This window comes from Mesorhizobium sp. M0306, from assembly GCF_040321655.1.
Classification (GTDB): domain Bacteria; phylum Pseudomonadota; class Alphaproteobacteria; order Rhizobiales; family Rhizobiaceae; genus Mesorhizobium.
In genome coordinates this window covers 181,142-193,690 of the sequence record NZ_JAMYRY010000007.1, presented here as the reverse complement: position 1 = coordinate 193,690, position 12,549 = coordinate 181,142, and the positions used below count along the sequence as shown (strand labels likewise).

General features: G+C 63.4%; 12 protein-coding genes. 7 read left to right on the top strand and 5 right to left on the bottom strand.

Features of this window, described 5'->3' with window-relative positions; translation table 11 throughout:
* The first annotated feature begins 5 nt into the window (after nucleotides 1-5).
* The 3 genes from NKI95_RS13650 (at nucleotide 6) to dps (ending at nucleotide 2,899) form a co-directional block, all read left to right on the top strand.
* Entirely contained in the window at nucleotides 6-1,013 is a 1,008-nt protein-coding gene (locus NKI95_RS13650) for an LLM class flavin-dependent oxidoreductase (protein WP_352717307.1), read from the top strand.
* A complete protein-coding gene (locus NKI95_RS13645) occupies nucleotides 1,010-2,263 on the top strand; it encodes an LLM class flavin-dependent oxidoreductase (RefSeq protein WP_352717306.1) in 1,254 nt (417 codons plus the stop codon). The genes NKI95_RS13650 and NKI95_RS13645 overlap by 4 nt, the downstream gene beginning before the upstream one ends.
* A 147-nt stretch (nucleotides 2,264-2,410) precedes the next feature.
* Nucleotides 2,411-2,899, top strand: coding sequence for a DNA starvation/stationary phase protection protein Dps (gene dps, locus NKI95_RS13640; protein ID WP_023676226.1), 489 nt, complete (start codon nucleotides 2,411-2,413; stop codon nucleotides 2,897-2,899).
* Between the two features lie 43 nt (nucleotides 2,900-2,942).
* On the opposite strand, the gene NKI95_RS13635 is transcribed toward dps, so the two are convergent.
* From NKI95_RS13635 to uraH, 5 genes are all read right to left on the bottom strand, one after another.
* On the bottom strand, nucleotides 2,943-3,446 hold the full coding sequence (locus tag NKI95_RS13635; RefSeq protein WP_352717304.1) for a hypothetical protein: 504 nt from the start codon (nucleotides 3,444-3,446) through the stop codon (nucleotides 2,943-2,945).
* Nucleotides 3,447-3,516: 70 nt separating this feature from the next.
* Entirely contained in the window at nucleotides 3,517-4,611 is a 1,095-nt protein-coding gene (xdhC, locus tag NKI95_RS13630) for a xanthine dehydrogenase accessory protein XdhC (RefSeq protein ID WP_352717375.1), read from the bottom strand.
* Between the two features lie 62 nt (nucleotides 4,612-4,673).
* Nucleotides 4,674-7,025, bottom strand: a complete 2,352-nt coding sequence (gene xdhB, locus NKI95_RS13625; protein ID WP_352717302.1) for a xanthine dehydrogenase molybdopterin binding subunit — start codon at nucleotides 7,023-7,025, stop codon at nucleotides 4,674-4,676.
* Entirely contained in the window at nucleotides 7,025-8,506 is a 1,482-nt protein-coding gene (gene xdhA / locus NKI95_RS13620) for a xanthine dehydrogenase small subunit (RefSeq protein WP_352717301.1), read from the bottom strand. The genes xdhB and xdhA overlap by 1 nt, the downstream gene beginning before the upstream one ends.
* 1 nt (nucleotide 8,507) lies before the next feature.
* Complete coding sequence (gene uraH, locus NKI95_RS13615) at nucleotides 8,508-8,882, bottom strand: hydroxyisourate hydrolase (protein WP_352717300.1); 375 nt, start codon at nucleotides 8,880-8,882, stop codon at nucleotides 8,508-8,510.
* A gap of 173 nt (nucleotides 8,883-9,055) precedes the next feature.
* Here uraH and puuE point away from each other — a divergent pair, with 173 nt between their 5' ends.
* The 4 genes from puuE (at nucleotide 9,056) to NKI95_RS13595 (ending at nucleotide 12,494) form a co-directional block, all read left to right on the top strand.
* Nucleotides 9,056-10,489, top strand: coding sequence for an allantoinase PuuE (puuE, locus tag NKI95_RS13610; protein ID WP_352717298.1), 1,434 nt, complete (start codon nucleotides 9,056-9,058; stop codon nucleotides 10,487-10,489).
* 63 nt (nucleotides 10,490-10,552) lie between these two features.
* Nucleotides 10,553-11,401 carry a bifunctional allantoicase/(S)-ureidoglycine aminohydrolase gene (locus NKI95_RS13605; RefSeq protein WP_502909153.1) on the top strand — a complete coding sequence of 283 codons (849 nt, stop codon included), beginning with the start codon at nucleotides 10,553-10,555 and terminating at the stop codon, nucleotides 11,399-11,401.
* Nucleotides 11,398-11,901 (top strand): ureidoglycolate lyase, encoded by a 504-nt coding sequence (locus tag NKI95_RS13600; protein WP_352717295.1) that lies wholly within the window; start codon nucleotides 11,398-11,400, stop codon nucleotides 11,899-11,901. Before NKI95_RS13605 ends, NKI95_RS13600 begins: the two co-directional genes overlap by 4 nt.
* Complete coding sequence (locus NKI95_RS13595; protein WP_352717294.1) at nucleotides 11,901-12,494, top strand: nucleoside deaminase; 594 nt, start codon at nucleotides 11,901-11,903, stop codon at nucleotides 12,492-12,494. The genes NKI95_RS13600 and NKI95_RS13595 overlap by 1 nt, the downstream gene beginning before the upstream one ends.
* The last annotated feature ends 55 nt before the right edge of the window (nucleotides 12,495-12,549 follow it).

Genomic DNA, 12,549 nt, shown 5'->3' with positions numbered 1-12,549 from the left:
AAGCGATGGCCAACGGCGCCACCATGTGTCTCGCCGTTTCACTGTCTCCGGAAGCCGCCCCTTCCTATCCGCCCGACGCCGGCCTGGACTTCAGTCTGCTGACGCGGTTCGTGCAAGAAGCCGAAGCGGCCGGTCTGGACATGGTGTTGCTCGGCGATTCCGCGCCGGTTGCAGGCGGGCTGAACCGGCAAATGCGCTTCGAAGCAACGACCTTGGTGGCGGCCCTGGCGACGGTGACAAGCAGGATCGGCCTCGTCGCTGCAGCGTTGACGGTCGCCCACCAGCCCTACAATCTCGCGCGCCGTTTCGCTTCGCTCGATATTATCAGCCATGGCCGCGCCGGCTGGAACGCGAGCATGATGCCCGAACCGCGCGAGGCGGCCAATTTCAGCCGACCGGAAGGGTTTTCCGGCGACGATTTCCGCCTGCGCGCCGAGGAATTCATCGGCATCGTGCAAGGCTTGTGGAAAGGTTGGGACGCAGACGCGCTGCTGTTCGACAAAGTTGGCGGCCGCTTCTTCGATCCCGAGAAGATGCACCTTCTCGACCACAAGGGCGAATATTTTTCCGTGCGCGGGCCGCTCAACGTGGCGCGGTCGCCGCAGGACACGCCGGTGCTGGTCATGTCCGGCCTGTCCGAGCCCGACATGGATATCGCCGCCCGCACCGCCGATGTCCTCCTGCTGGATGAGCGATCGATCGACTGGGCTGGCGAGCTGAAGCGTCGTGCGCTTGCCTTCGGGCGCAGGCCGGAGGGGCTGAAAGTGCTGATGAATGTTACCGTCAGCGCCGAAATAATCGCCGCGCCGGACATGTTTGCGGACAGGCTCGAAGAGTGCTTTCGCTCGAAAGCCTGCGACGGTTTCAGCATCGACACGCCGCTCACGTCGGCGCTCGACGATTTCATCGGCCTCGTGCTGCCGGAGCTTCGCCGCCGCGGCCTTGTCCGGTCCGGCTACAGCGCGGCGACACTGCGCTCCCACCTCGGGCTTGCCGGGGAGGATCGGCAATGAGCGCCGGTCGAGGCCAGATGAAGCTCGGCGCCTTCCTGTGGGCGACAGGCCACCACATCGCCGCCTGGCGCCATCCGCAGGCGCATGTCACGGCCGGCATCGACATCGACCATTACATCCAGCTGGCGCGGACGGCGGAGGCGGCGAAGTTCGACATGATCTTCTGCGAGGACGCCGCCGGCGTGCGCGAGGCCAATGTCAACATCGCCAGCCAAACGTCGCGCTCGATCGGCTTCGAGCCGATCAGCTTGCTTGCCGCGCTCGCCGTCCAGACGGAGCGCATCGGCCTCGTCTCCACGGCGTCGACGAGCTACAACGAGCCTTACGGGCTGGCGCGGACCTTCCTGTCGCTCGACCATCTGAGCGGCGGGCGTGCCGGCTGGAACCTTGTCACTTCGGCCAGCCAGATCGAGGCCGCCAATTTCGGCTCGACCGGTCTGCGCCCACATGCGGACCGTTACGGACGGGCGCGCGAATTCGCTGCCGTGGTTGCCGGCCTTTGGCGAGGCCAGGGTGGACACGAAGGCAGAAGTTTTTCGGTGCGCGACCCGCTCGATCTGCCGCGCTCGCCACAAGGTTCACCGGTCATGGTACAGGCGGGAGCGTCGGACGAGGGTCGTGACCTCGCCGCCCGGACCGCCGACGTGGTCTTTACGGCGGCGCAGACATTCGAGGAAGCGAAGGCCTTCTACGACGACCTCAAGGGACGGCTGGCTGCCTATGGGCGCAAGCCGGACGACCTCAAGATCATGCCCGGCGTCGCGCCAGTCGTCGCGGCAAGCGAAGCGGAAGCCCGGGCAAAACATGATGAATTGCAGGAACTGATCCCGGACGACGTCGGTGTCGCGCTGCTTTCCAGCTATCTCAGCATATCCGATCTCGCGCGCTATCCCATTGACGGACCGCTGCCGGAGCTGCCGGCCAGCGAAGGCATGCAGAGCCGGCAGGCGCTGGTCATCGAGCAATCCCGCCGCGACAAGCTGTCCATTCGCCAGCTTGCCCGCCATTTCGCCGGCGCGCGCGGCCATTGGCGCGTCGTCGGAACGCCGGCCCAGATCGCCGACGAGCTCGAGGCACGCTTCGAGGGTGGCGCGGCAGACGGTTTCAACGTCATGCCGTCCTATTTTCCCGGCGAACTCAATGCCTTTGCCACGCTTGTCGTGCCGGAGTTGCAGCGGCGCGGGCTGTTTCGTACGGATTATGAAGGCAGCACGTTGCGCGACCACCTGGGCTTGAAACGGCCGGCGTAAAACGACGAGCGGAACGAAAGTCGGAGATCGCCGTTTGGGATGCTGTGCCGCGCGGCGATGATGGGCGTCTGCGCGCATGTTCGATTGACCTTCCACAAACTTCACCCTCTTCAAACCAGGCGGACGCAACCGCCACAGGAGCCGACCATGGATGCCATCGCCACCCGCAACGACCTGCAATCCAACGCCAAGAAAGAGTGTATCGATCTTCTCAACGCCCGCCTCGCCGACGCCATCGATCTGGCGCTGATCACCAAGCAGGCGCACTGGAACGTCAAGGGACCGCAATTCATCGCCATCCATGAGATGCTCGACACGTTCCGCGAGGAGATCGACGGCCATGTCGACACCATTGCGGAGCGCGCCGTACAGCTCGGCGGCACGGCGCTCGGCACATCGCAGGAGGTGTCGAAGGCGACTATGCTCGAGGCCTATCCGACCGACATCCACAAGACCCGAGATCATCTGGCGGCGCTGATCGACCGCTATGCCGCAACCGCCAAGCGGGCACGCGCGGCAATCGACGAAGCGGCAGGTGCGGGCGACGCCGACACCGCCGACATCTTCACCGCCTATTCACGCTCCCTCGACAAATTGCTGTGGTTCCTGGAGGCACATACGCAGGAGAAGGAATAGCTCTTTTTGGACGGCGCTATTTCCTCGGCGCGCCGAGGTTCGATTAGAAATTCCTCTCGAACTTCGGCACCTCGAGCTTCACCCGGCGATTTAGCTCATCGTGTCCGCCCTGGAACGCGGTGTAGCTAATGCTGGTTTTCTTGGAACAAAGCTGGAAATCTCCTGTCCATTTGCGACCAGCCCATTCGATGTCTTCCCACGGAATAAAGCGTGGGGGCACGAATGGCTGTCGAATCCCTACGCCCTCGATGTTCCAAAAGACCACACGAAGATAGAAGAACCAAATCCACCCGATCAGAGTCAGACCAAAGCCAACCAGCAGGCCATATACCCAGGGAAGTTGCTCGCTCCCTGTTTCGCTATATCCGGCAACCAAAATTATCGCGACAAAGCCCGCAAGCAGGACCGCAAACACATGCAAAAACCAGGTGGCGCGGAGTGTTTGCTCGCCGGCGTGTCGCGTAGCGCGCGTGCGCGATCCTATGGCAAACGCCAGAGAAACCGCAAAAGCGGCCAGAAGCGCTCCGACAAGCTGTTTCACCAACATGTGCTGCTCGTGTTTTCTCGGTCTTACGGCGCCAACTGCTCCATAAGCCAAGGTCTTCCGTACAAAAGCATCAAAAAGTCTGCGAGGATGCGGTCGACCGACCGCCGCTTGGTGCTTTGGGGTACTCTGTTAGTCCGTTGACAGGTAAATGACACCTCGCCAGCGCCGTCATGATCTCGGCTGCGGCGAGCGCGGCGATCACCTGCGGGCGCTTGTCATTGATTGCATAACCGCCGATCGGCGAGACGAGGCGGTCAAATTCCGCCTCGCTTCCGTCCGCCGATTTCAGGAACCAGTTCCGAAACGTCGCCTTCTTGGTCTTGGAACCGATCATGCCGACATAGGCGGCATCGCGGCGTTTCAGCGCCTCGGCGACGATCAGGAAATCCAGCGCGTGGTCGTGGGTGAGGACGACAAAGGCGGAGCCGGCCGGCGCCTTGCGAACCACCGCCTCAGGCATCGGCGTCAGCTTGGTTTCGACCGCTTCCGGCATGCCTTCCAGCGCTTCGGCTCGCGTCTCGACAACGACGACATGCACCGGCAGCAAGGCCACCGCCGAGGCCAGCGCCTGGCCGACATGGCCGCCGCCGAAAATGTAAACATGCGGCAGCTGCGCCTCCTCGGCCTCCGCCTCCGCAACAAGCTTGGCCTCAAGCGCGGCGTCGACCAGCCGGATCAGCAGCTCGACCCTGCCGCCGCAGCACTGCCCGATCTCCGGGCCTAGCGCGATGTCGAGGGTGGCGCGGATATCCCTCCCCCTTGAGGGGAGGGTGGCGGCGAAGCCGCCGGGTGGGGTCGCCGCGGCAGTGCTCGAGGCTCTGGCGGTGCCTTCTGATACGACCCCCTCTGGCCGCTCCGCGGCCTGCCCTTCGCTATGGCTCCGGGCGTTCGTCGCTGAAAAAGTCAAATCGTTGGCTTTTTCTCGGCCATTGGCCGGCCGCTCCTCACCCCCCTCAAGGGGGGAGAAAAGCATCTGCCGCGCTTTGTCGATCGCCATATATTCGAGCTGGCCGCCGCCGATCGTGCCAAAAGTGGCCGATCCTGAGACGAGCATGAAGGCACCCGTCTCGCGCGGCGTCGAACCTTTTGTCCCGGCCACCTCAACCAAGGCGACCAGGCCGGCACCGGCAACAAAGGCTTTCAGGCTCTGCACTTTCGCGTTCATCATTCGCGTTCCCTATTGGGAAATATAGAGTTTTTCGGCCTGAATTGCACGTTTTCCGGGATTCAAGTGCCGGTCTTGGCTTCCCGCTTCAGCCGTTCGATCGCCATCAGCACACGCTCCGGCGTGGCCGGCGGGTCGAGGCGCGGGCAGATTTTGTGGCTGGCAACGCTCGCCACTGCGTCCGACAGCGCATGCAGCACCGACATTGCGAGCGGAAAGGGCGGCTCGCCGACCGCCTTGGAGCGGTGCACCGTCGGCTCGCCTGCTTGCGCCCAGTCGGCCAAAGTCACATTAAAGATCTTCGGCCGGTCCGACGCGAGCGGGATCTTGTAGGTCGATGGCGCATGGGTGCGCAGCCGCCCCTTGTCGTCCCACCACAGTTCCTCCGTCGTCAGCCAGCCCATGCCCTGGATGAAGCCGCCCTCGATCTGGCCGAGATCGATGGCGCGGTTCAGCGAGCGGCCGGTTTCGTGCAGGATGTCGGTGCGCTCGACGATATATTCGCCGGTCAGCGTATCGACCGAGACTTCCGAGCACGCGGCGCCATAGGCGAAATAGTAGAAGGGGTGGCCCTCGCCCTTGTCGCGGTCCCAATGGATTTTCGGCGTCTTGTAGAAACCCGCCGCCGAAAGCTGGATGCGCGCCATATAGGCCTGCCTGACGAGATCCGCGAAGGCGATCTCCTGGTTGCCGATGCGCACGCGGTTGGGCAAGAACAGCACCTGGTCGCGCGGCAACTGGTATTTCTCGGCGGCGAAATTGGTCAGCCGGTCCTTGATCTGGCGGGCGGCGTTCTGCGCCGCCATGCCGTTGAGATCGGAGCCGGAAGACGCGGCGGTGGCCGAGGTGTTCGGCACCTTGCCGGTCGTCGTCGCGGTGATCTTGACCTGATCGAGGTCGATCTGGAACTCTTCCGCCACAACCTGCGCCACCTTGACGTAGAGGCCCTGCCCCATCTCGGTGCCGCCGTGGTTCAGATGAACCGAACCATCGGTATAGACATGCACCAGCGCGCCGGCCTGGTTGTAATGGGTGGCGGTGAACGAGATGCCGAACTTGACCGGCGTCAGCGCCAGTCCGCGCTTGATGAAGCGGCTGTTGGCATTGAAAGCATCGATGGTGCGGCGGCGCCTCGCATAGTCGGAACTCGCCTCCAGCTCGGCGACGATGCGGTAGATGATGTTGTCCTCGACCGTCTGGTGGTAGGGCGTGATGTTGCGGTCGCTGGTGCCGTAGAAATTCTTCTTGCGGATTTCGAGCGGGTCCTTGCCGACGGCAAACGCGACTTCGTCGATGACGCGCTCGGCGCCGACCATGCCTTGCGGGCCGCCGAAGCCGCGAAAGGCGGTGTTCGATACCGTGTTGGTGTAGAGTGGCGCCGATTGCGCGTGCACCGCCGGCCAGAAATAGGTGTTGTCGCAATGGAACAGCGCGCGGTCAGTGACCGGGCCGGAGAGGTCGGCCGAGAAGCCGCAGCGCGCCGCGAACATGAAATCTACGCCCAGAATATTGCCCTCGTCGTCGAAGCCGACCTCGTAGTCGACGAGGAAATCGTGGCGTTTGCCGGTGGCGATCATGTCGTCGTCGCGGTCGGGCCGGATTTTCACGGCCCGATGATGTTTCTTCGCGGCGATAGCGGCCAATGCCGCAAACTGATTGCCTTGCGTTTCCTTACCGCCGAAAGCGCCGCCCATCCGGCGGATTTCCACCGTCACCGCGTGGCTCGGAACACCGAGCGCATGGCTGACCATGTGCTGGATTTCGCTCGGGTGCTGGGTCGAGGAATAGATGGTGACGTCGTTGTCCTCGCCAGGGATGGCCAAGGCGATATGGCCTTCGAGATAGAAATGCTCCTGGCCGCCGATGCGCATTTTTCCCTTCAGCCGGCGCGGCGCCGCGTTGATCGCAGCCGCTGCATCACCGCGCTTCAGCGTCAGCGGCGGCGTGACCAGCTTGTCTTTCCGGGGATCGAGCTCGCCGATATCGGCGACGAACGGCAATTCCTTGTATTCGACCTTGGCCAGCCTCGTCGCGCGGCGCGCCTGCTCGCGGGTTTCTGCGATGACGCAGAAGATCGGCTGACCGAAAAATTGCACCTTGCCGTCAGCCAGCACCGGCTCGTCGTGACGGCCGGTCGGCGAAATGTCGTTCTCGCCTGGCACGTCGCTCGCCGTCAGCACATCGATGACGCCGGGTGCGGCGCGCACCGCCGAAAGGTCCATGCTGGTGATGGTGGCACTCGTCGCCGTCGAAAGCCCAAGGCAGCCGTGCAGCGTGCCGGCCGGTTCCGGCATGTCGTCGATATAGACGGCCGTGCCACTGACATGCTTGTGCGCGGAATCATGGCGCTGGTCGGTGGCGACGCCGCCGGCGATTTTTTGCGCCTTCAGGTTTGGGGTGGCGTGCTTGTTCATCATGCCGCCTCGTGCCGTGATACCTGGATCGGCGCCCGGGTGCCGGTGGTTTCGGCAAAGAAGCGCAGCAGCAGGTTGCGTGCCGCCAGCGCCCGGTATTCGGCGCTTGCCCGCATGTCGGTTAGCGGGGTGAAATCGCCGGCGTACGCGGCAATCGCCGCCTCGACCGTCGCTTCCGTCCAGGGCTTGCCAAGCAATGCCTTTTCGACGCCAAAGGCTCGCTTCGGCGTTGCCGCCATGCCGCCATAAGCGATGCGCACATCCGCCGCCGTGCCATCACCGGCGAGCTTCAGGAAAAACGCGCCTAGGGCTGCTGTGATGTCTTCGTCGCGGCGCTTGGTGATCTTGTAGACGGCAAATTTCGTCTCGCTGCCCGGCACCGGAACATGCACGGCCTCGACGAATTCGCCGGGCTGCCGGTCCTGCTTGCCATAGGCGATGAAAAACTCCTCGAGCGGGATCGTTCGACGCTTGTCGCCGCGGCGCAGTGTCAGGCGGGCACCGAGTGCGATCAGCGGCGGCGGCGTGTCGCCGATCGGCGAACCGTTGGCGATATTGCCGCCGATTGTGCCCATGTTGCGCACCTGGTCGCCGCCGATGCGATCGAACAGCGGGCCTAGCGTCGGGATGCGTTTCGCCAGCGTCGCGAAGGCTTCGCTATAGGTGACACCGGCGCCGATCGAGATGATGCCCTTGTCCTCGGACATTTCGCACAATCCATCGAGATTGCCGATGAAAACCGCCGGCGCAATATCGCGCATGTGCTTGGTCACCCAAAGGCCGACATCGGTCGAACCCGCGACGATAGTGGCGCCCGGCTCCTTGACCAGCACGCTGGCCAGATCATCGGCATTGGCTGGCACGATCAGCCGCTTGTTGCCGGAGCCGATCTCGATGCGCGAACCGTCCTTCATCGCTTCGAGCTTGGCCGTGACTGCCTTGCGCTCCGTCGCCAACGGATCCTTTGCCGCCTTGCCGTAGCTGGAGATGGCACGTGCGGCGCGCATGATCGCCTCATAGCCGGTGCAGCGGCAGAGATTGCCTTGCAGCGCCTTTTCGATGGCGGCGTCCGACGGCTCCGGCGACCGCATCCACAGAGCATAAAGCGACATGACGAAACCCGGTGTGCAGAAGCCGCATTGCGAGCCGTGGAAATCGATCATCGCCTGCTGCACGGGGTGCAGTTTTCCTGCGTCGCCGCGCAGATGCTCGACGGTCACGACATGCGTGCCATCTAGCGAGCCAAGGAAGCGGATGCAGGCATTGACGCTTTCATAGACCAGTGTTCCACCGGAGAGCCTGCCGACCAGCACCGTGCAGGCGCCGCAGTCGCCCTCGGCGCAACCTTCCTTGGTGCCGCGCAGCGAGCGGTCGAGCCGCAGCCAATCGAGCAGGGTCTGGTCGGGTGCAACCGTGCCGAGCGCGACGTCCTCGCCATTGAGGATGAAGCGGATTTCGTCGCGTGTCTTGATCCCGGCCATCTCAGCTTCCCCGGTAGGTCGAATAGCCGTAGGGCGATAGGAGCAGCGGCACATGATAGTGCACCGGCTCGGCCATGCCGAAGCGGATCGGCACATGGTCGAGGAAGGCCGGTTCCGGCAGTTTTGTCCCTTGCCGGCGCAGATAATCGCCGGCCGCAAAGATCAGCTCGTATTCGCCGGTACGGAATTCCGCACCGGCAAGCAGCGGAGCATCGCAGCGGCCGTCATCATTGGTGACGACCGTCTTCAGATGCGTTCGGGCCTGGCCGTCAAGATGATAGAGCTCGATCGACAGACCGGCCGCCGGCTTGCCGGCCGCAGTGTCGAGGACATGGGTCGTCAGGCGCCCGCCTTCGGCTTTCGACGTTTCCGCCACTGGCTGCTCCATTCCCTGCACAGTCGAACACTATTCATGAATTGTGCGCCAATTAAAGGCGATGCATAAGTCCCGGTCGAGCGGAGCGCGACAAAAACACTTTCAAAAATTTCGGGGGAATGCGCAGGCACTCCTTTCGACTATCCTGATCACACTTTCCGGCAGGAGCGAGAATGCGTTACGAACGAGACATGCGCGGCTACGGAGCCAATCCGCCGGATCCGAAATGGCCCGGCGGGGCGCATGTCGCGGTGCAGTTCGTCGTCAATTACGAAGAGGGCGGCGAGAATTGCGTCCTGCACGGCGACAAGGCTTCGGAGGCTTTCCTGTCGGAGATCGTCGGCGCCGCGCCCTGGCCCGGCCAGCGCCACTGGAACATGGAATCGATCTACGAATACGGCGCCCGAGCCGGCTTCTGGCGATTGCTGCGCCTGTTCAGCGCGGCGCAAGTGCCGGTCACCTGCTACGGCGTCGCCACGGCCCTGGCGCGTTCGCCCGACCAGGTTGCGGCGATGCAGGAGGCCGGCTGGGAGATCGCCTCGCACGGGCTGAAATGGATCGACTACCGCGACCACGCCCCGGAAGACGAGCGCCGCGACATGGAAGCGGCGATCCGGCTGCATTATGAGGTCACAGGTGCGCGGCCGACCGGGTGGTACACCGGCCGCACCTCGATCAACACGGTGCGGCTGGCAGCGGAAGAGGGTGGCTTCGACTATGTGTCGGACACCTATGATGACGAACTGCCCTACTGGTTCGAGCATGTGGCACCGGACGGGTCGGCGAAGCCGCAGCTGGTCATCCCTTATACGCTCGACGCCAACGACATGCGCTTTGCCACGCCGCAGGGCTTCAACTCGGGCGACCAGTTCTTTGCCTATCTCAGGGATAGTTTCGACACGCTCTATGCCGAGGGCAAGGCAGGGCGGCCGCGCATGATGAATATCGGCCTGCACTGCCGCCTGGTTGGGCGGCCGGGCCGGGTCGCGGCACTGAAGCGCTTCATCGACTACGTCAAGTCACACGACAAGGTCTGGCTGGCACGGCGCATCGACATTGCAAAACATTGGCAGGAGACGCATCCGTTCCGGTTGCCGGCGCCACGCCCGTCGAAAATGGAATTCGAGGCCTTCGTCCAGGCATTCGGCGGCGTGTTCGAGCATTCGCCGTGGATTGCCGAGCGCGCCTATGAGCTGGAGCTCGGCCCGGCGCATGACAGTGCCGGCGGCCTGCACAACGCGTTTTGCCGCGTGTTTCGCGCGGCAAGCGAGACCGAGCGGCTTTCCGTGCTCAATGCCCACCCCGATCTTGCCGGAAAACTGGCGCAGGCCAAGCGGCTGACGGCGGAATCGACGAGGGAACAGGCTTCGGCCGGGCTCGACGCGCTGACCGATAAGGAGCGCGAGTTGTTCGCAAAACTCAATGCCGCCTACGTCACCAGTTTCGGTTTCCCCTTCATCATCGCGGTGAAAGGCAAGGCCAAGGAGGAGATCCTGGCCGAGCTCGAGGCGCGCATCGCCAATAGTCGCGATGTCGAATTCGAAACCGCCTGCAGACAGGTCGAGCGCATCGCGCTGCTTCGTCTCAAGGACATGCTTCCGCAATAGGCTTTGGCTGCCGCGATAGGCCCTGGCTTCCGCAACAGGCTTGAATTTATGGATATGATGAAAATGGCCGAGCGAACCTATTATGCGCCGCAGGGCGGACATCCCGGCCAGAGCGAATTGCTGACCGGCCGCGCCGTGTTCACGCAGGCCTATGCCGTCATCCCCAAGGGCGTGATGCAGGACATCGTCATCAGCGCATTGCCGTTCTGGGACGGGACACGCGTCTGGGTGCTGTCGCGGCCGCTGTCGGGTTTTGCCGAGACGTTTTCGCAATATATCGTCGAGCTCGCGCCTGGCGGCGGCAGCGACCGCCCTGAGCTTGACGCCGCCGCCGAAGGTGCGCTGTTCGTGGTCGAAGGCGAGCTAAGCGTTTCGCTTGGCGGCAAGAAACATAGCCTAAGGCCGGGCGGCTTTGCCTTCCTGCCGCCGGCGAGCGGATGGACGGTGCGCAATGAAAGCGACGCCGCCGTCCGCTTCCACTGGATCCGCAAGACTTATGATGCAGTTGACGGCATCGACACGCCGCAAGCGTTCTTCGCCAACGAACAGGACATCGCGCCGACGCCGATGCCGGGTACCGAAGGCCGATGGGCGACGACGCGCTTCGTCGATCCGGCCGACATGCGCCACGACATGCATGTCACCATCGTCACGCTCGAGCCTGGCGCGGTCATTCCCTTCGCCGAGACGCATGTCATGGAGCACGGGCTCTATGTGCTGGAGGGCAAGGGGGTCTACCGTCTCAACCAGGACTGGGTCGAAGTCGAGGCCGGCGACTATATGTGGCTGCGCGCCTTCTGCCCGCAGGCTTGTTATGCCGGCGGGCCAGGCAAATTCCGCTATCTCCTCTACAAGGACGTCAACCGCCACGCCAAGCTTGGCAGCGCCGGCGTCGCGAGACCTACACCATGACCCGCATCGTCGCGCGGCCGCTGACCCGCGAGAATTTCGCCGAATTCGGCGACGTCATCGATATGGGCGGCGACAATCATTATTCGATCAATGGCGGCAAGGCCGAGCGCTATCACGATCTCGCCACCGCTGAAGCACGAGGGCCGAATGCGCGCGTGCTGATCTCGATGGTGCGCGGCACGCCCTATGAGCTGCCGTTGAAGCTGACCATGGTGGAGCGCCATCCGTTTGGCAGCCAAGCCTTCATCCCGCTGTCGCCACGGCCGTTCCTGGTCGTCGTCTGCCATGATGGCGAGGAAGGCCCGGGCGAACCGCATGCGTTCATCACCGCGCCCGGGCAAGGCGTCAACTATCCGCGCAATTTGTGGCACGGCGTGCTGACGCCGATCGGCGAGCCGCAGGACTTCCTGGTCGTCGACCGTGGCGGCGACGGCTCCAACCTCGAAGAGTGCCAATTCTCGCACGCCTATGAGATTCATCTTCCCGATGGGAGCCGGTGATGGCTGACATTTCGCTGATCGACCGTCTGCTCGACGTCATCGAGCACGACATCGTGCCGAAGACCGCCGAAGGCGTCGCGCATGGCAACAAGCTGTTCGGCGCGGCGATCCTGCGCAAGGACGACCGCTCGCTGGTGCTTGCCGAAACCAACAACGAGACGGAAAACCCGCTCTGGCATGGCGAGGTGCATTGCCTGAAGCGCTTCTACGAACTGCCGAAAGCCGAGCGCGTCGACACCAGGGACGCGATCTTTCTTGCCACGCACGAACCCTGCTCGCTCTGCCTGTCGGCGATCACCTGGACCGGCTTCGACAATTTCTACTATCTGTTCAGCCATGAGGACTCGCGCGACAACTTCGACATTCCGCACGATCTGAAGATCCTGAAGGAGGTCTTCACCCTCGATCCCGGCGGCTACAATGCCGAGAATGCCTACTGGAAGAGCTTTTCGATTCGCAGACTCGTACGATCGCTGCCCGAGACCCAACGCAAGCGGCTGGAAGCACGGATCGGCACAATTTCCGCCCGCTATGACGAACTGTCCGGCGCCTATCAGGCCGGCAAGGACAAAAACGACATTCCGCTGAGTTGACGCGGATTGACCAGCCGAATTCGTTGACTGGCCCATGACGCGCTCTCACGGGCTC